Below are 20,101 nucleotides of genomic sequence, written 5' to 3'. Positions count from 1 at the left end.
TGAGCAGGATATTTTTGCCAAAGACACGATGGATTTTGTAAAAACCAGCAACAAAATAATCGTAGACGAAGCCGTTCTTGCTAAAAATGATAAAAAAAGATTTTTAGGAGAATTAAATTCCAAAGGTTCCATTATCCGGGGGATTACTTTTGGTAACAATCAAGGGCAGTCTGTACAAAGCTCGATGGATTTGCAGATTTCCGGAAGGCTTTCCAAAGATGTTACCATTTTGGCCAGTATTTCAGACCACAATCTGCCGATTCAGGCGGATGGATATACACAAACTCTTGAGGAATTTGATAAGATCTATATGCAGCTTAATATTAAGGATAAATCCATATTAAGAGCCGGGCATCTTGATTTAGTAGAAGCTAAAAATTATTTTGCAAAATATCAGAGACGAAGCATGGGTCTTGAATTCCAGACAGAATTTGGAAAAGACAATAAAACTTTTGTAGACGTTTCGATGGGTGTAGCGCGAAGTGAATTCCACAGAGTCCGTTTTCAGGGAGTTGAAGGTAACCAAGGACCATATCGTCTGACCGGTAAAAATGGAGAACAATTCATTACCCTGATCTCCGGCTCAGAACAGGTTTTCATCGATGGTATTTTAATGAAAAGAGGGGAAAACCAAGATTATATAATTAATTACAATACGGGAGAAGTTACTTTTACCAGTTTCCGTCCTATTTTCCAACAGAACTTTATCACCATTTCTTATAATTATACCAACAGAAATTATTCAAGATATTTATTTACCGGAAAAGTGGAGCATAAAAGAGAAAAATTAAGGCTCGGCCTAAACTGGTTCATGGAAAATGATAACAAAAATGCACCTTTATCTTTAAATCTTTCACCAGAAGATGAGCAAATCCTTGCTAATGCAGGAAATAATCCAGACCTGATGTATGCCCCTTCGGGAGTTGTGACAGAATATGATGTCAACAAAATCCTTTACCGCCTGGTTCAAAACCCGAACGGAAATTATTATGAATTTTCAACGGATGCCAATCAGACCCTTTACACAGTTTCCTACACCTATTTCGGAGCAAATCTTGGTGATTATAAAATAACACAAACGACCAATAACGGCCGTGTTTTTGAATATGTCGGACCCAATCAGGGAGATTATAGAGCCGTAAGAAAACTGCCTTCCCCGGAAAAATCACAGGTATATTCCATAAACTCTGAATATTTATTGAAAGACGGTAAAATAGGTGCCGATATTTCTTTAAGTAATTATGATGTGAATTTATTCTCTTCAAAAGATTCGAATCAAAATTTTGGTTACGCCTGGAGAATTTTCGGGAATAAAACATTCACCAAAAACAATTGGAAAGGAACTCCAAACTTTGAATATCAATATATTGACAGACAGTTTCATATTCTGGACAGGATCAATGATGTAGAATTTTCCAGAGACTTTAACTTAACTCAGGAATTTAGTGGAAGAACTCAAAACCGATTCATTTTCAGCTTCCTTAATAAATGGAATAATAAATCAACCTTAAACTACAGAATTAATTATCTCGATGAACAGGATTCTTATAAAGGAATTAAAAACGATCTTGATTTCGGATGGATTAAAGGAAAATTTTTCACAAAAGGAACTTTTTCTTATTTGAATACAAATGCTATTCTTCAGGACACTAAATTTATCAGGGGTGGTGTTTCAACCGAATTTACCGGCAAAAAAGGAAGCTGGGCAGTCGGAGGAAGCATGGAACATAATGAGAAGAAATACAATGACACTCAATTAATGGATGCAACAAGTTTCAGCTGGAAAGAAGTTTTTGTTCAGAAAAAAATTGGAGACAGTACTAGAACAAAATTATTGGCAAAAGTCTACATGCGTGACAACGATTCCGTTCGTGACAACAGGCTTCAAAACATGAACAATATTCTAGGGTTTATGGCAGAAAGCCAAATCATTAAAACAGAAAAAACCACCTTAAACGCCCTACTCCATTACAGAAAATTCTTTTATCAAAATCAGGATGTGGATACTTCCAAAAACAATGATTTCGTAGTAGGAAATATCCTTTACAATCAGCAGCTTTTCAAAAACGGGATGCGACTCCAGGCTTTTTATGAGCTTGGAAATGGACAGGAGGCACAGCGTGAATTTCAGTATATAAAAGTTACAGACGGACAGGGTATTTATAAATGGACAGATTATAATGGGGATGGCATTCAACAGCTTGATGAGTTTGAAATCGCGGAATATTCGGATCTAGCCCAGTATATCAGGGTTTACACCAATTCCGTAAGGTATATCCCTTCCAATAAAAATAAAATTCAGCTAGCTTTATTCGTAAATCCATCTATTGTATTTAATTCTGAAAATAAATTTTTAAAACGCTGGAATTTCAATATTTCCCTGAATTCACAAAACTCTTTTTATAAAAAAGACAAAGTTTTAGTATTAAATCCTTTTGAAAAAAATGATGACCAAATCCTGAAAAATCAAAATATCTTAGCTTCGGTGCAGTTTAGTCCTACGGAAAAATCCGGATGGAACGGAAACTACCGCTTTATTTCCAATGATAATCTAGTGAACGCCAATTTCAGCAATGAAGAAAGGGAGCAGATTTCGCATTTCCTGAATATCGGATATTGGTTTAATAAAGAATTCAGGGTAGACTGGGAAAATTCCGTGCATGATATTCAAAACTCTTCACAATTATTTGCAACAAGAGATTACCGCTTGAATAATTTTGAAACAAAACCAAAAGCCACGTATAAATTCACTGATGCCATCCAGGCTGAGCTTTCATCTGCTTACCGCCAAAAGCAAAGAGTGGATGGTGAAGAATTATTAAAAGCTTTTGACATTACGGGGACCATCCAGTGGGAACGTAAAAAAACATCCATCAGGGGGAATTTTTCTTTTATTAATAACAATTTTACCGGAAATAATTTCAGTATCGTCGGGAACCAAATGCTTGACGGACTAAAACCAGGAAAAAATCAGGTTTGGAGCGTTTTCATTCAACAGGCAATCAATTCTTTTCTGCAGTTAAATTTAAATTATGAAGGAAGAAATTCCGGTGACAGAACCATCCACATTGGAAGTATGCAGGTAAAAGCAAGCTTTTAATTGAATTGGAAAGTTTTAGGATTTAGTATTTAAGAGCAAAAAATTAATGTTATTAATTTTTTTTTTACTAAAACTTTCCACACAACCTACCTCCACCACTCTCCCTCACTACTTCCCTCCACGCTCATCAAATTAGCTCATAGATTTTATTCATGCTGGAGAAGTTTAAAATTTTGTAAATTTGCACCATGATAAAAATAGGCAATATAGAACTGCCGGAATTTCCGCTTTTGCTTGCACCGATGGAGGATGTAAGCGATCCGCCATTCAGAAGGCTTTGCAAAATGCATGGTGCAGATCTGATGTATTCAGAATTTATCTCTTCTGAAGGGCTGATTCGTGATGCTATCAAGAGCAGAAAAAAATTAGATATCTTTGATTACGAAAGACCTGTTGGAATCCAGATTTTCGGTGGAGATGAAGAAGCAATGGCCATGTCTGCAAGAATTGTGGAAACTGTTAATCCCGATCTGGTGGATATTAATTTCGGATGTCCTGTAAAAAAAGTGGTCTGCAAAGGGGCCGGAGCCGGTGTTTTAAAGGATATTGACCTTATGGTACGCCTTACAAAAGCTGTTGTAAGCTCTACAAGCCTTCCTGTAACGGTAAAAACACGTTTGGGCTGGGACAGTACTTCCATTAATATTGACGAAGTTGCAGAGCGTCTCCAGGAAACAGGGATTAAAGCTTTAACAATCCATGCAAGAACACGTGCCCAAATGTACAAAGGCGAGGCAGATTGGGAGCATATCTCAAGGATCAAGCAAAATCCTAACATTGAAATTCCTATTTTTGGAAACGGTGATATCGATTCTCCTGAAAAAGCTTTGGAATACAAACAAAAATACGCCTGTGACGGAATCATGATCGGCCGTGCGGCCATTGGCTATCCTTGGATTTTTAACGAAATCAAACATTTCTTTAAAACCGGAGACCATCTTACTGCACCAAAAATTGAAGACAGATTATTAGCTGTTCGCCAACATGCAGAATGGAGCGCAGAATGGAAAGGTGAAAGATTGGGATTAGTGGAAATGAGGCAGCATTACAGTAATTATTTCCGTGGAGTGCCTCATTTTAAAGATTTCAGGAAGAAATTTTTAGAAGTTTTCTCTTTAGAAGAAATGGATGCTCTTATTAAAGAAACCCAGGAATTTTATACGGAATATTTGGCTCAACAGACATAAAAAATAAAACCCATCAAAAAAATTGATGGGTTCTTTTTTGCATTATCCTAATACATATTTTATTAATAACCTTCCGGTGAAGATTGATTTTTAATTATCGCCAATGCTGAAGAAGTTCCGATTCTCTTTACGCCCAAGGCGATCATTTTTTCGGCGTCCCCAAGAGTTTTCACCCCTCCTGCAGCTTTTACAGGAAGTTTACCGGCATTATCCAGCATTATTTTAACACCTTCAAATGTTGCTCCGTTAGGCTTTCCACCGGTAGTTTTATAAAAGCCTGTTGAAGATTTCACAAAAATTCTCGATAAGTCGTTTTCTGAGAAATTTTCTTCTGCCCAACTAGAAATTTTTTTAGTAAGATCTGCAATTTGTTGATCATTCAAAGCTGCGATTTCAATAATCCATTTCGCAATTTTATGATACTGTACACACAACTTCATACAGCTTACAAATTCTTTTTTTACTAAATCTATATTTCCTTTCAGGTAAGCATTATAATTAATAACAAAATCTAATTCATCAGCTCCATCGGCAATTGCTTTTGAGGCTTCTGCAAGTTTTTCATCAATGGAATATGTCCCTTCATAAAAACCAATCACAGTTCCTACCACAACATTAGAATTCCTTTCCTGAATATACTTTTTGATTTCAGATACATAATCCGGACGGATCATTACGGCAAAAATCCCGTTATCGATTGCCTCCTGGGCCATATCTTTATCTTTCTGTAAAGTTTCTTCGTCTGAAAGCCCTGACTGTGCAGGCGTTTTCAAATATGTTGAATCCAAATATTGAGCAATATTCATAATCTGTTATACTTTCAATTGTCTGTAGATACCTTGCTCCAAAGATATGAAAGTTTCTGTTCTTGTTACTCCTTTTAGCTTCTGAAGTTTGCTAAGAATCTGCATAAGGTGATCATTATCTTTACAAAGAACCTTCAGGAAAATGGTATAATTACCAGTTGTATAATGAGCTTCCACTACTTCGTTAATATCTTTCAAAGATTTTACTACTTCAGGGTAATGACTTGGTTGATCCAGGAATACACCGATGTAAGAAATCACTTTGTAACCAATTTTCTTTGGATTTAAGAATGAGATAGAATTTTCAATAACGCCTGCATGCTCCAGCTTTTTAATTCTCTGGTGAACGGCAGTTGTTGAAATTCCAACATTTTTCGAAATGTGAGCTAACGATGTTTTAGCATTATCCATTAACATGTAAATGATTTCCTTGTCAATTGAATCTAAATGGTAGTTTGTGTTGCTTGAATTTTTCATTTTCTACTTTTTTTATTATTTATGTTTTTACGTTGTGTTTAAACCTTAAATTTTACAAAAACCGGGAAATGATCACTATAGCCTCCTAAGTAACGCGTACCTGCGTAGGTTCGGAAGGGTCTGCCTTCAAATTTCCTGTTCCGGCTGCTGATTTTTTCAGAATTGAATACTTGCGCATTCTGAAATGACAAAACATTATTGTTATGGAAGAAAGACTTCGACAATATGATCTGGTCATACAGCAATCCAGATTTATAATGAAAAGTAGAATAATTTCTTGTGGAAAACAACTGCTGAAAAGGGTTTTCTAATATCTTTTCATGTCCGTCGTCATAGAGAATTTTTACTAAATTTTCATCATCTGGGTTTTCGTTAAAATCACCACACAAAATCACATGTTCTTTGTCTTCATTGACAATATTCAGAATCCTCCCCCGGATTTCGTTCAATATAAAGGTCCTTTTTGGTTTATTAATGTCCTTTTCGCGTTTAGAGGGAAGATGCGCGATGAATACATTAATGATCTCTCCTTTATATCTTATTTTTGAATAAAGTACATCCCTTGTTGTGTCGTAGTTTGTGTTTTTTTTTATAATTTCAAAGAAGAAAGTAATAGTTTCTGAGTCCACCACCTCTACTTTATTTTTATCATATAGTAATGCCACATCTACCTTTCTCTCATCCATAGAATTGTAATGTACAATCCCATATTCCGAATTAAAAGGATCCATCTTTACCAGATCTTCCAATACTTTCCTCCCAGAAACCTCGGATAAACCTATCATAAAAGGCAATACATCTTCTTCCTCCTTCATCAATTGAAAAACGTGTGCAATTTTGAAAAGCTTGTTCTCATATCTTTTTTCGTCCCAATTTTTAAGTCCCGATATAGTCGGGTCTAGCTTATGCTTTGGTTTCGGGTCCGGTAAAAATAAATTTTCAACGTTATAAAAACTGAACAGCTCCATTAACACTCAAATCTGAGATTTATTTAAAAACCTATATCTTATTTTCCGATGTAAATTTATTACTTTTTTCGATATATCTTTAAATATTTTTAAAATTTTTCAGGTTAATTTTATAATCTAGCCATATAAAATAAATGAAAAATAAAAATAAAATCATTCATTTAAGATTAAAAATTTTAATAATCACTGTAAGCAATTCATTAAACTAAAAATAAAATAATATATATAATTTCAATTTAAAAGAAAAAAAAATACTAATTAAGTGAAAATAAAATTAATTTTTAACAATAAATCAAATATTATCAATTATTATTCCATTTTTCAATTTTTGTAAAAAAAAAGGGAAAAATTTTTCTTTATTAATAAAATTAAAGCTACTAATTTCCTAATAAATCAGGTCTCCTTTCTTTAGTAATTCTTACAGCCTCATCATGTCGCCATTCTTCAATCTTACCAAAATTCCCGCTCAATAGAATTTTAGGAACCTCTAATCCTTTATATACTTCCGGCCTTGTATAAATGGGGGGAGATAAAAGATCATCCTGGAAACTGTCCGTAAGAGCACTTTGCTCATCATTCAAAACACCGGGAAGCAGACGGATAACAGAATCTGCCAGTACACACGCCGCCAATTCACCACCTGTAAGCACATAATCCCCGATTGAGATTTCTTTTGTGATATGTAAATTTCTCACACGCTGATCGATACCTTTATAATGACCACATAAGAAAATAAGATTATTTTTAATGGAAAGCGTATTGGCTATTTTTTGATTTAAAGTGACCCCATCGGGGGTAAGATAAATTACCTCATCATATTCTCTTTGAGATTTTAGTTCTGAAATACATTTATCCAGAGGCTCTACCATCATGACCATTCCTGCGCCGCCGCCATATGGCTCATCATCAATCTGCCTGTGCTTGTTGACAGCCCAATCTCTAAGATGGTGAAAATGTACCTCTGCCAGCCCTTTATCCATAGCTCTTTTTAAAATAGAAGTCTTGAACGGGCTTTCCATCAGCTCCGGGAGTACGCTTATAATGTCAATTCTCATTGTACTGTTTCGTTTTTCTTATTTGGCAAAATTATTAATCTTAAAGAAGAATCTTTATTAAAATAGCTCCACATCCAGTTGAAGAATACAGCAAGCTTATTTCTTACACTTAAAATGAGCATTAAATGTAAAAACATCCAAAAATACCACGCGAAAAAACCCTGGAATTTGATAAACGGTAAATCAACAACCGCCCTGTGCTTTCCTATTGTTGCTAATGATCCTTTGTCGTTATATTCATACTCCACCCAATTACTGGCATTTTTCTTTAAAAGATTTTTTCCTAAATTTTTTGCCTGATTAATGGCTACGTTGGCAACCTGCGGATGGCCCTGCGGATATTTTGGAGTCTCCATATAGGCAATATCACCAATTGCATATATATTGCTGTAGCCTTTTATTTTATTATATCGGTCTACTATATATCTGTTTTTCATTAATTTATCTTCCTGAAAACCATTTACAATATTCCCTGTAACTCCGGCGGCCCAGATTACATTGTTGGAAGGAATTGTTTTTCCGCTTTTCGTGAAGACTTTATCACCGTCATAATCCGTCACGTATTCCCGGCTTAAAAAAGTTACACCTAAGTCTTTTAAATATTTTTCAGATTTCTCCTGAGCTTCAGGGCTCATAACTGCTAAAGGTTTTTCTGTGGAGCTTACGAGAATAATATTAAGGTGATCAAAATTCATGTAAGGATAATCCCTCGGAAGAATTTCTTTCTTCATTTCCGCGAAGGCTCCGGCCAGCTCTACTCCCGTGGGTCCGCTTCCTACAATTACAATATTCCAGTTTCCATCATCGCTGCGGCTTTTTTCGATGATCAGCTTTTCGAAGGTCATTAAAACATGATTTCTGATACTGATTGCCTCTTGGGTATTTTTCATCCCGAAAGCTCTTCCTTCAAGATCTTTATTTCCAAAAAAATTAGTTTTACAGCCTGTTGCGATGATCAACTTATCATAACTGAAGTCTGCTTCATCGGTAATGATCTTATTGTTTACCGTATCAATTTCTTTGGCTTCCGTGAGACGAAACTGGATATTTCTGGAACGCTGGAAAATCTTCCTGAACGGGAAAGATATATTAGAAGGTTCAATCCTTCCACACGCGACCTGGTAGAAAAGAGGTTGAAACATATGGTGGTTTACCCTGTCCAGAACAATGACCTTTTTATTCTTATTGTTCAATTTTTTTGCAAGCTGTAGTCCCGCAAAACCTCCCCCTATGATGATAATTTTTTCGCGTGTTTCCATAGTACACAAATTTACTGATTTTATTTAGCATTTAGAAGTGAAAAAAGTTAGTTTTGCAAAACTTTATGACACCTAAAAAGTATAGCAAAAAAAACCTCAAAAAGATCCATCAGAACAGACGAAAGAACTATTTTTTACGTCGGAAAGTGGTATTGGCCATTTTAATTATTGCTTTGATTGGAACAGGGTTGTACCTTAAGCAGTCTGTTAGCTATTACTATGCCCTATACTTTAATAAATTCAAGCATAAAAAGCTTCACAACTCCGAAATTGAAGCCTTAAGAATACAGAAAATCCTGTCTGACAATCTTGATAAAACATATGGTTTCGACATTTCTCATTATCAAAACAAGGAAGATATCAGCTGGGACAGCCTGAGCATCGGAAACAAAACCATACCGCTGGAATTTGTTGTCATGCGTTCAACCATGGGAAACTGCAGTGCAGATAAGCATTTTGATGAATTTTGGGAACAGGCAAAAAAGCATGAATTAATTCGCGGTGCCTATCATTTTTACAGGGCAGATGAAGATCCGGTGGTTCAGGCCAATAACTTTCTGGAAAATGTAAAGCTGGAAAGCGGTGACCTGCGGCCGATTTTAGATATTGAAAAAATTCCTAAGCGCAAAACGAATAAAAAACTAATAGAAGATTTAAAAGTCTGGTGTAAAATTGTGGAGAAAACGTATGGTGAAAAGCCTATTATTTACACCTATTATCATTATTATAAAGATTTTCTGAAGGGCGAATTTGATGATTACCCTCTCTGGCTGGCCAACTACAATGATGTTCCGGCTCCCTCACCCGAAGACAGCTGGGATTTCTGGCAGTTTACGGAAAACGGAATTGTGCACGGAATCAATACGAAAGTAGATTTGGATATTTATAATGGCAGCTCCTGGTCTTTGAAGAGATTGACTTTGGATTGATTTTTCTTCCAGCAGATTTTTCAAATTTTTACGGATATTGATACTTATTAATTTTCAAATTTTGACTAAAACCGATTGACACTTTTAATTTATTAAACGGGCTAAAGCCCGTTCCTATTGATAAAAAGCTTTGTGGGAATTCGTGAACATTTGTAGCATTTGATTAAAAACTATTTAAACGGTTTTCGCTGAATCCAGTCTATTTTTGGGGAAAGTGACGGAAATATATTTTCCACTAATGAATTAATAATGAAATTATTATGCTTAATTAATCCAAAAATTCTAACCGGTTCTGCGCCGATGGTTGATTTTATTTCTAAAGCTGTCCGTCCGAAAATAATTCTTTTAAACTGATTATTAATAGAAAACTCTACCATATCCAAAAGCATATTCAGGTACAGCTGTTTTTCTTTCTGAAGCTCTTTATTGTATCCTAAAAAATAAGTATCAATATCTTCATTATTTAAAATTAAAGTATAAAAACCAATTAATTTCTGGTCTGAAAAATATCCGAAAACTTTAAACTTATCTTTTAGATTTTCCTTCATGCTTTCAAAGTGATTTTCTGCAAGAAAAAAAGTGTTAAAAGGTGCATTCTCAGCAACATTCTGATAAAGAAAATTCATTTCTTTACGGAAATTTCTTATCGTCAAAATATCTAGTTCCATTTTCTCCACCCCGTACAGCTTTTTCTTTGCAGATTTGGCTCTGGTACGATATTTTGTAGAAAAATTATTGATATAATCTTCAAAAAACTTCCAATACGGCATTATCTTCAGAATCATGGTTGGCTGGACAGAGAATCTAAAATAAGGTTGATGCTTTTTATCCTTAAAGTATTCAATAAAATTTGATTGATAATCTTTATAAATTATCAAGGAGGTTTTTCTGATTTCTTTCTGCATTTTACAAACAGCCTCATTCAGAAGCGGAATTACTTTTTCGAGAGTAATTTTATCTGCATTAAAATAAAACCCGTTTTGCCCCGTCAGCATATTGTTTCCCAAAATCATCACATCTTTGCTGAATTGCTTTGCCGCAAAATTTCTGATACTGCAGGAAAATTCATTTTTTTGAAAAGTTTTATGCCGAAGGAAAAGCAGATATTGAAACAAAGCTCCGCCGATCAGTTCATTATCCTGAAAAAATCCCATGAAATAACACTCCATATTTTCAGGTTTTGAAACTTCGAGAACGTGAAAATATTCTCTGGAAAGCATAATGTTATGATTTCCAACCACAGTGTTCCACTCTTTGGGCAAATCCGAAGCAGAACTGTATATTTTTAAAATATTTGACATAAAAAGGCCACGCAAATGTAGCCTTTATCTTTTAAAATGTTAAAATTATTTTTGTGTCACCCAATGGAAACCATCTGCAGCATACCAACCACAGATAATCCCACCCATGATTGTAATTGTGATCGTCCAATACGCGGTATTAATCATCGTGTATTTCCAGGATTTCCTTTCAAACATGGCATTGATCGCGATCATTGGAAATACAAAGAAAACCCCTGCCATAAATGAATGCAAAGCTCCATGGCCAAATGACCTGTAAGCCATCCCATAGTCTTTCATAAATGCGTTGTAAGATTCTTTGGCATTCATTTCATCACCTCCGATCATTCCCATCGCCCCAAACTGGTGTATAGTGACCATTTGTAGAAAAAAAGCCATCAAAGCTGATAAAATAATTGAAAAAATGAAAACCCCGATCATTGATCCTTTCATTTTATCGTCCGTTAATCCGGCTTCCTGCATCCAGACTCTCCCGAAAACTTTAGGATGATACCAGATAAATCCAATAAATAAAGGAATAAGAGCGGCTACTAGAATAGCCCAAAAGTTAATTTGTATCATAGTTTTAATTTTTAAATAATCTATTATAAAGCTACATCAAAAAATAATACAAAATACATAAAACACAAACAAATATCTGTTTTTATGGAAATTTGAAACAGAAAATACTATTTAATAAATAATAATTTAAAGCAACAATAAATTGATGATTACTTCAATTTTTCAACACTTCGGTAAAAACGCTTAATTAATACGATTTTTATCAAAATTTTTATTGATACAATTTTGTAATTTTGCGGCTTAATTTAAATCAAGCACTATATCATAATGAATTACGTTTCTGCTGAAAATCTTACGAAATCTTATGGCATTAAAATTTTGTTCGAAAATGTTTCTTTTCATGTAAATGAAGGGGATAAAATTGCCATTGTAGCCAAAAACGGAAGCGGAAAATCTACCCTTTTGAAAATACTTATGGGTAAGGAAATTGCGGACAGCGGACTGGTAAACATCAATAAAGATATACAGGTAGTTTTGTTTGATCAGGAAATTGATTTTGATCCCAATCTCACTATTGACGAATTCATGATGACACTGGATTCTGCACCTATCATGGCTTTGAAAAATTACCATCAGTCACTTCACTCCACAGATAATGATTTTATTGAAAAAGCCCTTCTGGAAATGGAAGCCCATAAAGCATGGGATCTGGAAAATGAAATGAAGCAGATTCTTTCCCAGCTAAAAATCACCGATCTTGAAGCAAAAATGGGAACCCTTTCCGGAGGACAAATCAAACGTGTGGCGCTGGCAAAATTGCTGACAGAAACCCGGGCAGAACATCGTCATACTTTATTAATCATGGACGAACCTACCAACCACCTTGATGTGGAAATGGTGGAATGGTTAGAAAATTATCTAAGTAAAGCAAAAATCACGCTGCTGCTTGTAACCCACGACAGATATTTCCTTGACAGCGTATGCGATATCATCTGGGAAATGGAAGATAAAAATCTGTATGTTCACAATGGTTCATATGCGACTTATCTTGAAAATAAAATGATTCGTGAAGATAACCTGAATGCCACGATTGATAAAGCCAACAATCTCTACAGAAAAGAATTGGAATGGATGCGGAGACAACCTAAAGCAAGAACTACAAAATCAAAATCTCGAATTGATGCTTTTTACGAAACAGAAAAAGTAGCCAAAACCGATACCAGAAAACAAGGTTTGGAGCTTGACTTTGAAATGAAAAGACTGGGAAACAAAATTCTTGAGCTTAAACACATTGACAAAAGTTTTGGAAATAAGGTTTTATTAAAAGATTTCAGCTATTCTTTTCAAAGAGGCGAAAAAATAGGAATTGTAGGAAAAAACGGTGTGGGAAAATCTACTTTATTAAATATTATTCAAGGATTTGAAAAGGCTGACAATGGTGAGATTGAAACCGGAGAAACCATTCATTTCGGGTATTTTTCACAAAAAGGTCTGCAATACAAGGAAGATGAAAGGGTAATTGATTTCATAAAAGAAGTTGCGGAATTTTACCCTTTAGCTAATGGGAAAAGTCTTTCTGCATCACAGTTTTTGAGATTATTTTTGTTTGATGATCAGACACAGTACTCTCCTATTTCCAAGCTTTCCGGCGGTGAAAAAAGGAGGCTGCATCTGATGTATATTTTATATCAAAACCCAAACTTTTTGATTTTTGATGAGCCTACAAACGATCTGGATCTCCCGACTTTAACGGTTCTTGAAAACTTCCTGCAGCAATTTCAGGGTTCAATAATCATCGTTTCCCACGACAGATATTTTATGGACAGAATTGTCGATCATATCCTGGCTTTTGAAGGCGAAGGGAAAATTAAAGATTTTGTAGGAAATTTCTCCGAATATCGTGAAGCAAAAAGCCGTGAAGAGTCTTTGGAAAAATCAACTAGCCAAAAAGCTGAGCCTATAAAAGGGTCTGCTGAAAGTACAACCCAATTTCAAAGTTTCACAAAAAAGAAAAAACTTTCCTTTAAAGAGCAAAGGGAGCTGGAAACTATAGAAAAAGAAATGCCTGAATTCGAAGATCAAAGAGCAAAAATTCTTGACCAGCTTAATAATGAAGCAGATTATGAAAAGATTTCAAAACTATCTGCCGATTTAGAAAACATTTCCGAAAAGCTGGAAAATCATGAAATGAGATGGCTGGAACTGCAGGAGATTTTGGGAGAAGGGTAAAAAGAGTTATAAGTTATAAATTATTAGTTATGAGTTTAACATCCTCGACTCATAACTAATAATTTATAACTTATAACTAAATAAGGTTTATAACTTTTTGAGCATTTGAGCTTTCTACAGCTGCATCGATGATTCTCATGTTTTTAATAATTTCTTCCGCAGGTGAAGGTAATGCATATCCAAAAACAATAAATTCATAAATCTGCTGGTAATAATTCATATAATTTCCGGGGTCACTGGATGTAAGGATTCTTTCGGTTTCATTATTTTCATTTAAAAAATTGAGGATTCCGTCGGTTTCCTGTAATGGCTGAGTCCATTTCTTTCCATATTCTGGAATAGCTCCTGCTGCCAGTTCATTTTCCTGATTATCTGTTCTTTCCTGCAGGAAACTTCCTTTTTCTCCATGAATATTGTAAGCAAAATGCGCTTCCTTAGTAAAAACGGAAGATTTTAACCTAACCCGCAAATCATTAGGATAAAATAAAATAATTTCAAAATAATCATTAGCGAATTGTTTTCCCTTCATTGAAAATACATCTGCAAACAACTTCTCCGGGAACCCAAAATACTGCACCGCCTGATCTACCAAATGCGCTCCCAAATCATGAAGCGAACCAGAACCTGTAGCTTGCGGATTCTCTTTATGAGCTTTTCCGCTTGGCTCCGTCCGGAATCTGTCGAAACGGATTTCAGCTTCTTTGATGTTTCCTAATTTTCCTTCATTCATGATTTTTTGAACCTGAAGATAATCGCGGTCGAATCTCCTGTTTTGATACACGCTTAAAAACAAGCCTTTGTCTTCTGCAAGCCTGACCAATTCCTCAGCTTCAGAAACATTGACTGTAAAAGGTTTTTCAACAATCACATTCTTTCCCGCCTCCAGAGCCATTTTTGCATATTCAAAATGAGTCTGAACGGGAGTATTCACCACTACGAGTTCAATATCCACATTTCCCAGCATTTCTGCTACAGAGCGATAAATGGTCGCTTCCGGATATTTTTCTTTTGACTCTTCCCTGCTTCTTTCAACAACAGCAGAGATGAAGAAACCCGGATGTTCCTTTAAGAACGGAGCATGAAAAACTTTCCCGCTCATCCCAAATGCACAAAGACCAACTTTTACCAATTGCATAGTTTTATTTTTTGTTAAAGATATTTATAAAACAAGAACCAGACTTTAAAAGACTAGGATTGTTTTTAAAAAATAAAATCAATAAATGACAAATATCATTTATTAATTTTTATTAATTCTAAATAATAATATACTTTTGCACTTTATTTAAAACCACTCTAAATAATAAACTACAATGAAAAAGCAGCTAGTTACCTTAGGATTATTATTCACAGCCGTATCCCTGGGGGCACAATTAAAAGACATCGAAGCTGACACTGTAAGAGTTCAGACCATTGAGGACGTCAACCTTCATAAAACCGGAAACCCAAATAAGGCAAGGCCAATGTCTACCAAATCGAACCTTACGGTGATGGAAACCCCTCAGCCCATTGCAATTGTAACCCATGAGATTATTGAGCAGCAACAGGCGAAACAACTAAGTGATGTAATTAAAAATGTGAATGGTATCTATCTGACTTCTGCAAGAGGTGGTTCTCAGGATAGTTTCGGAGGTCGTGGTTTTACTTTCGGAAATGATAATATTTTTAAAAACGGAGCAAAAGTAAACAGTGGGGTTTTCCCGGAGGTTTCAGGATTAGAACGAGTTGAAGTTCTTAAAGGAGCCAATGCCATGCTATATGGTAATGTAGGCCCAGGAGGAATTGTAAACTTAATCACAAAAAAACCAAGATTTGAGTTTGGTGGTGCAGTGGGATTTAGTGCGGGAAGCTGGAATTCTTACAAACCGACCGTAGATATTTATGGGCCTTTATCAAAAAATATTGCTTTTAGGATAAACGGAGCTTATGAATATGCTGAAAGCTTCAGAGATCTGGTACAATCTAAAAAGAATTATTTCAATCCTTCTTTTGCGTTTAATCTTAGCGAAAAAACTCAATTGATTGTAGAAGGAGATTATTTATACCATACTTTCACGCCAGATTTCGGAATCGGAAGTGTTACAGATAATTCAACAGGAGTTTCCAGGTTAGCTACAGAAATTGGAAGAAACCAATTCTTAGGGACAGACTGGCAGTATCAAACCAACCAGCAGGCAACCGCTGATGTTATTTTAAATCATCAATTTAATAACAGCTGGTCTTTAAATGCAGTTGCTTCTTACCAGAATTACACAAAAGATTATTTTTCTACGGAAAGGGTTCAATGGGGTTACACTTCACCAAACATGAATGCCAGTTGGAAAAGACCTGTAGGAAGAACTTATAATGAACAAAATTATACTTCATTACAGATAAACCTGAATGGCGAATTTAAAATTGGAAACGTCAACCACAAGATCTTAATTGGAACTGATGGAGATTTCGGACAGGCCGATGCCTACACTTTTAAAATCAGTGTAACTACATTAGGAAACTTCCTTTTGAATGACCCTTCGACATGGACAAATGATGACCCCATGCCTACTGCAGAAAAAACTTACAGAAGAAGAATCCCGACAAGAAGAGTGGGCGTTTATGTACAGGATTTAGCCGAATTAACAAAATCATTAAAATTATTAGCGGGAGTTCGTTTTTCATATTTAACGAATGGAGAATCTAGTGATAAGATATTCTTACCGAATAATTTTATTGCAGCTACAAGTGCAAAAACAGAGGATCATGCCTTTTCCCCAAAAGTTGGCTTAATCTATAATCCAAATGAAAACCTTTCTATATTTGCTACTTACACCAATTCTTTTGTGCCAAATGCAGGTTTTGATTTTGATAATAATTCTGCCCTAAAACCATCCACAGTAGATCAATATGAAGTGGGTGTTAAAAAGAATTTATGGAATAATGCAATTGCTGTTAATTTAACCGCCTACCAGATTAATAACAATAATACTTACACAACTCCTATCAATAACCCAACAGGAGACTCTACCCGAAAAGTTTATGCCGGAGCAGTAAGAAGCCGCGGTGTAGAGCTAGACATTACAGGAAATCCACTTACTAACCTTTCTTTAATTGGAGGTGTTTCTTACAACAATTCTGTTTATACAAAAACTCCTGATAATGGTTTTGTAGAGGATCAAAGATTAGTAAGAACTCCTGCTGTAACTGCAAATGCATCAGCTTTCTATACATTTACAAATTTTGCTAAAGGATTAAAATTCGGAGTAACCGCATTTTATACCGGAGACAGAAAAGCAGGATGGAATGACGTAAAAGGTCAAACACAGGCAACAAGAATGATCGATGTTGATGGTTTTGTAACGGTCGATCTAAGTGCTGGCTACGAATGGAAAAAATTCATAATCCAGGGTAAAGTAGGAAACCTGTTTGGTGTGGTAAACTACAACGTTCACGAAAACTATTCTGTAAACCCTATTACACCTAGAAATTATTATTTCACACTGACTTATAAACTTTAAAAAATTAATATTAATTAGTTTCTTCATAAAGTGGGAATTGCAATTTTGCGATTTCCACTTTTGAATCTTTAAACAAACAAATAAGATATGGATAAAATCAAGGACACACGGAGTTTTATGAGAATAACCCACCGCTACCTGGGATATTTTCTTGCAGGAATTATGGCAGTCTATTCACTGAGTGGTATCCTGCTCATTTACAGAGACACAGATTTTTTAAAAAATGAGAAAAAGTATGATAAAGTAATCGATAAAAACCTTTCTGAAAAGGAATTAGGAAAAGAATTAAAAATAAAAAACCTTGAGATCGAAAAAACGGAAGGCACAATGTTAATATTCAAACAAGGAACTTATGATGCAGCAACCGGTCAGGCAAAATATTCAAAAAAAGAGCTTCCTTTTGTTTTAGATAAAATGACAAAACTGCATAAGGCCCAGTCAAAAGACACACTGTCACCCTTAAATGCCTTTTTTGGCATATCATTGTTCTTTTTTGTCATATCAAGTTTCTGGATGTTCAACCCAAAAACAAAAGCTTTTAAAAGAGGTATGATTTTCACTATTATTGGCATTACAACTTCTATTATTTTAATATTTATTTAATTTTTTTTATATTATTAACTGTAATTTTTCTTAAAAAGAATAATATTTTTCAACAATTAACAATTTTCATGGAAATTCAACAAGCGTCATAGTAGTATGGCACATTTATTGTTCCCCCTCTGCTTAGACTGATAAACATTAATTATTAAAAAAATAAATTATGAAAAAACTAATTTTAACAGGAATATTTGCTGTAGCAGGATTAGCTACAACTATGAATGCACAGATTCAGAAGGGTAACTGGATGGTTGGAAGCAGTTTAGTAGCAAGTAGCTTCGGTTTAAATACAGGAGGTGGATATCAAATTAATCTTCAGCCTAAAGGGGCATATTTCATTAAAGATAATGTAGCGGTTGGAGGATATGTTAACCTAGGTATTGGTAAATCTTCTAATGATTCAAACACAAGATTTGATTATGGTGTTGGTGCATTGGGTCGTTATTATCTTTCCCCAGGGGAGCAAGGTGTAGATAGCTTACTAAAACACGGCAGATGGTTTTTTGAAGGTAACTTAGGTGTTGGTGGTTATTCTATCAGCAAAGGAGGTAACTCTACAACAGGTCTTGACTTTGGTGTAGGTCCTGGTTATTCTTACTTCATTACCCCAAATATCGGTTTAGAAGGTTTAGTAAAATATGCAGGTGTAACAGGTTTTGGAAACACTGGCTTAACATCCAACATTACTTTCAACCTTGGATTTAGTATTTATCTGCCAACTTCAAAAGCAAAACAAGTGGTGAATGATGTAAAATAACAATCACTTCACATATACATACACGTATAAAATCGAAAGCGTCACAGAAATTCTGCGACGCTTTTCTTACAAATTAAAACTAAACTATAAAAAATTAAATAAATTATATATTCGGTTGAGGTGTATATTTTAGATACTGCTTTATTTCTGTCACTCCTTTAGGGAAAATTTTTCTTGCATCTTCTGGTAGAGATAACTTGAAAAACAATGACATTATCCCGTGTTTCCAATTAACAGGTGTTGTTATTTTGTATGAATAAACTAATTGAAGAGAATCCAACACTCTCAAATTTCATTGAAGTTTCTTCCTGTAAAAGCGGGGTAAGTGATAAAGTCATAATTAGCCCTATTTTTCTCTACGGATAAATAATTAATAATAAACGGTCTGTAGCCGTTTCAAAAGACTTTTTTGAAACTGGCAAAATTTTTGTTTAAAAAATTTTTTAAAATAATCTATCTATAAAAATCACTCTATGCAAAATAATAGCCTGAATTACTTTGATGTTGTCTATCGGGTTTTGGAAAACTGGTATGTGAAATTCGCCGAGTTTACGCCAAAGTTGATTGTCGGGATACTTGTTTTTTCTTTTTTCCTTATCACCAGTAAATATTTAAGCCAGATTGCCGTAAAAATATTCCACAAATTTTTACCAAAAAGTAAAGAAAGTTCTGTAGTTACTCTTATCAGTATTTTCAGATTTCTAATTATGCTTATGGGAACTTTCATTGTCTTGGAAATTATGGGACTAAGTGGGTTCCTTTGGAAGTTTATAGGAAGCTTGGGAGTTGCGGGGGTTATCGCCGGTGTGGCCCTGAAAGATCTGGTTTCGAGTATTTTTTCAGGAATGCTCATTGGGATTGATAAAGCTTTCAAAATAGGAGATTATATCATTATCGGTACAAACTCTGGGACGGTCTCCGAAATTGGATTTTTAACCACAAAAATCATTACAGATGACGGTAAAAAAGTATACATCCCCAATCAGGTGATATTCAATGCACCTTTCTCCAATATTACCTCATCACCTCAACGAAGAATTATCCTTAATTTTGAAATTCCCGCTGACGAAGATATCACTAAAGCTCAACAAGGCATCATGGAAGTCATCAAAGGAATAGAAAATGCGGACAGGCTGGATGCAGCAGAAGTAATCTTCAACGACCTGAAACAAGGAGTATTCACCCTTCAGGCAAAATTCTGGCTGGCTATGGGGGCTAATATGGTTTATGTAAAAAGTGAAGCCTTATTAAAAATAAAACAACGCTTGGATAAAGAAGGAATTCATCTGATAACACCAACAAGCATAAGTATTACTAATGGGGAAAACCCTCTCAACACGGATAAATAAAAATCATGTTTGGAGAAAACAAAAGAGGCTGTCTCAAAAGGTAAACTAATGCTCTGAGAATCTCCCAAATGACAAAATTTGTCAGACACGAT

At 34.9% G+C, this 20,101-nt stretch carries 17 protein-coding genes; 8 read left to right on the top strand and 9 right to left on the bottom strand.

Annotated features, from left to right (window positions below):
- Positions 1-28 precede the first annotated feature (28 nt).
- Both BW926_RS05005 and dusB read left to right on the top strand, forming a co-directional pair.
- Positions 29-3,100, top strand: a complete 3,072-nt coding sequence (locus BW926_RS05005; protein ID WP_410493247.1) for a hypothetical protein — start codon at positions 29-31, stop codon at positions 3,098-3,100.
- Between the two features lie 188 nt (positions 3,101-3,288).
- The gene (gene dusB, locus BW926_RS05000) at positions 3,289-4,287 is read left to right on the top strand and encodes a tRNA dihydrouridine synthase DusB (RefSeq protein WP_076444791.1); all 999 of its coding nucleotides are present in this window, start codon (positions 3,289-3,291) and stop codon (positions 4,285-4,287) included.
- Between the two features lie 62 nt (positions 4,288-4,349).
- On the opposite strand, the gene deoC is transcribed toward dusB, so the two are convergent.
- The 5 genes from deoC to BW926_RS04975 form a co-directional block, all read right to left on the bottom strand.
- Positions 4,350-5,096: a deoxyribose-phosphate aldolase gene (deoC, locus tag BW926_RS04995; RefSeq protein ID WP_076444789.1), complete on the bottom strand. Its 747-nt coding sequence runs from the start codon at positions 5,094-5,096 to the stop codon at positions 4,350-4,352.
- 3 nt (positions 5,097-5,099) lie between these two features.
- Entirely contained in the window at positions 5,100-5,570 is a 471-nt protein-coding gene (locus tag BW926_RS04990; RefSeq protein WP_076444787.1) for an Lrp/AsnC ligand binding domain-containing protein, read from the bottom strand.
- 38 nt (positions 5,571-5,608) lie between these two features.
- Positions 5,609-6,538, bottom strand: a complete 930-nt coding sequence (locus BW926_RS04985) for an endonuclease/exonuclease/phosphatase family protein (RefSeq protein WP_076444785.1) — start codon at positions 6,536-6,538, stop codon at positions 5,609-5,611.
- 377 nt (positions 6,539-6,915) lie between these two features.
- Positions 6,916-7,593 carry a tRNA (guanosine(37)-N1)-methyltransferase TrmD gene (trmD, locus tag BW926_RS04980; protein WP_076444783.1) on the bottom strand — a complete coding sequence of 226 codons (678 nt, stop codon included), beginning with the start codon at positions 7,591-7,593 and terminating at the stop codon, positions 6,916-6,918.
- Positions 7,590-8,852 carry an NAD(P)/FAD-dependent oxidoreductase gene (locus BW926_RS04975; RefSeq protein ID WP_076444781.1) on the bottom strand — a complete coding sequence of 421 codons (1,263 nt, stop codon included), beginning with the start codon at positions 8,850-8,852 and terminating at the stop codon, positions 7,590-7,592. The genes trmD and BW926_RS04975 overlap by 4 nt, the downstream gene beginning before the upstream one ends.
- A 65-nt stretch (positions 8,853-8,917) precedes the next feature.
- Between BW926_RS04975 and BW926_RS04970 the strand changes: the two genes are divergently transcribed.
- Positions 8,918-9,781, top strand: coding sequence for a glycoside hydrolase family 25 protein (locus BW926_RS04970; protein ID WP_076444779.1), 864 nt, complete (start codon positions 8,918-8,920; stop codon positions 9,779-9,781).
- 170 nt (positions 9,782-9,951) lie between these two features.
- On the opposite strand, the gene BW926_RS04965 is transcribed toward BW926_RS04970, so the two are convergent.
- The 3 genes from BW926_RS04965 to BW926_RS04960 form a co-directional block, all read right to left on the bottom strand.
- Positions 9,952-10,950 (bottom strand): 8-amino-7-oxononanoate synthase, encoded by a 999-nt coding sequence (locus BW926_RS04965; protein WP_410493246.1) that lies wholly within the window; start codon positions 10,948-10,950, stop codon positions 9,952-9,954.
- Positions 10,908-11,018, bottom strand: coding sequence for a hypothetical protein (locus tag BW926_RS14725; protein ID WP_410493245.1), 111 nt, complete (start codon positions 11,016-11,018; stop codon positions 10,908-10,910). The genes BW926_RS04965 and BW926_RS14725 overlap by 43 nt, the downstream gene beginning before the upstream one ends.
- A 109-nt stretch (positions 11,019-11,127) precedes the next feature.
- Positions 11,128-11,643 carry a DUF1761 domain-containing protein gene (locus tag BW926_RS04960; protein WP_317043261.1) on the bottom strand — a complete coding sequence of 172 codons (516 nt, stop codon included), beginning with the start codon at positions 11,641-11,643 and terminating at the stop codon, positions 11,128-11,130.
- A 267-nt stretch (positions 11,644-11,910) separates the two neighbouring features.
- On the opposite strand from BW926_RS04960, the gene BW926_RS04955 reads away from it, so the two are divergent.
- Entirely contained in the window at positions 11,911-13,812 is a 1,902-nt protein-coding gene (locus BW926_RS04955) for an ABC-F family ATP-binding cassette domain-containing protein (protein ID WP_076444775.1), read from the top strand.
- 76 nt (positions 13,813-13,888) lie between these two features.
- On the opposite strand, the gene BW926_RS04950 is transcribed toward BW926_RS04955, so the two are convergent.
- The gene (locus BW926_RS04950) at positions 13,889-14,947 is read right to left on the bottom strand and encodes a Gfo/Idh/MocA family oxidoreductase (RefSeq protein ID WP_076444773.1); all 1,059 of its coding nucleotides are present in this window, start codon (positions 14,945-14,947) and stop codon (positions 13,889-13,891) included.
- A 175-nt stretch (positions 14,948-15,122) separates the two neighbouring features.
- Between BW926_RS04950 and BW926_RS04945 the strand changes: the two genes are divergently transcribed.
- From BW926_RS04945 to BW926_RS04930, 4 genes are all read left to right on the top strand, one after another.
- Complete coding sequence (locus tag BW926_RS04945) at positions 15,123-17,303, top strand: TonB-dependent siderophore receptor (protein WP_076444771.1); 2,181 nt, start codon at positions 15,123-15,125, stop codon at positions 17,301-17,303.
- An 87-nt stretch (positions 17,304-17,390) separates the two neighbouring features.
- Positions 17,391-17,906 (top strand): hypothetical protein, encoded by a 516-nt coding sequence (locus BW926_RS04940; protein WP_076444769.1) that lies wholly within the window; start codon positions 17,391-17,393, stop codon positions 17,904-17,906.
- Between the two features lie 160 nt (positions 17,907-18,066).
- A complete protein-coding gene (locus tag BW926_RS04935; RefSeq protein ID WP_076444767.1) occupies positions 18,067-18,660 on the top strand; it encodes a hypothetical protein in 594 nt (197 codons plus the stop codon).
- A gap of 473 nt (positions 18,661-19,133) precedes the next feature.
- Entirely contained in the window at positions 19,134-20,009 is an 876-nt protein-coding gene (locus BW926_RS04930; RefSeq protein WP_076444765.1) for a mechanosensitive ion channel family protein, read from the top strand.
- The last annotated feature ends 92 nt before the right edge of the window (positions 20,010-20,101 follow it).

Source organism: Chryseobacterium sp. RU37D, assembly GCF_900156075.1.
Taxonomy (GTDB): domain Bacteria; phylum Bacteroidota; class Bacteroidia; order Flavobacteriales; family Weeksellaceae; genus Chryseobacterium.
The sequence above is the reverse complement of the archived record's forward strand: the minus strand, read 5'-3'. Positions and strand labels throughout refer to the sequence as shown.

Bases quoted from the DNA above. Each gene is read 5' to 3' on its own strand.
- BW926_RS05005 (WP_410493247.1), top strand. From the start codon at position 29: ATGGATTTTGTAAAAACCAGCAACAAAATAATCGTAGACGAAGCCGTT.
- dusB (WP_076444791.1), top strand. From the start codon at position 3,289: ATGATAAAAATAGGCAATATAGAACTGCCGGAATTTCCGCTTTTGCTT.
- BW926_RS04990 (WP_076444787.1), bottom strand. From the start codon at position 5,570: ATGAAAAATTCAAGCAACACAAACTACCATTTAGATTCAATTGACAAG.
- BW926_RS04985 (WP_076444785.1), bottom strand. From the start codon at position 6,538: ATGGAGCTGTTCAGTTTTTATAACGTTGAAAATTTATTTTTACCGGAC.
- trmD (WP_076444783.1), bottom strand. From the start codon at position 7,593: ATGAGAATTGACATTATAAGCGTACTCCCGGAGCTGATGGAAAGCCCG.
- BW926_RS04975 (WP_076444781.1), bottom strand. From the start codon at position 8,852: ATGGAAACACGCGAAAAAATTATCATCATAGGGGGAGGTTTTGCGGGA.
- BW926_RS04970 (WP_076444779.1), top strand. From the start codon at position 8,918: ATGACACCTAAAAAGTATAGCAAAAAAAACCTCAAAAAGATCCATCAG.
- BW926_RS04965 (WP_410493246.1), bottom strand. From the start codon at position 10,950: ATGGAGTGTTATTTCATGGGATTTTTTCAGGATAATGAACTGATCGGC.
- BW926_RS04960 (WP_317043261.1), bottom strand. From the start codon at position 11,643: ATGATACAAATTAACTTTTGGGCTATTCTAGTAGCCGCTCTTATTCCT.
- BW926_RS04955 (WP_076444775.1), top strand. From the start codon at position 11,911: ATGAATTACGTTTCTGCTGAAAATCTTACGAAATCTTATGGCATTAAA.
- BW926_RS04950 (WP_076444773.1), bottom strand. From the start codon at position 14,947: ATGCAATTGGTAAAAGTTGGTCTTTGTGCATTTGGGATGAGCGGGAAA.
- BW926_RS04945 (WP_076444771.1), top strand. From the start codon at position 15,123: ATGAAAAAGCAGCTAGTTACCTTAGGATTATTATTCACAGCCGTATCC.
- BW926_RS04940 (WP_076444769.1), top strand. From the start codon at position 17,391: ATGGATAAAATCAAGGACACACGGAGTTTTATGAGAATAACCCACCGC.
- BW926_RS04935 (WP_076444767.1), top strand. From the start codon at position 18,067: ATGAAAAAACTAATTTTAACAGGAATATTTGCTGTAGCAGGATTAGCT.
- BW926_RS04930 (WP_076444765.1), top strand. From the start codon at position 19,134: ATGCAAAATAATAGCCTGAATTACTTTGATGTTGTCTATCGGGTTTTG.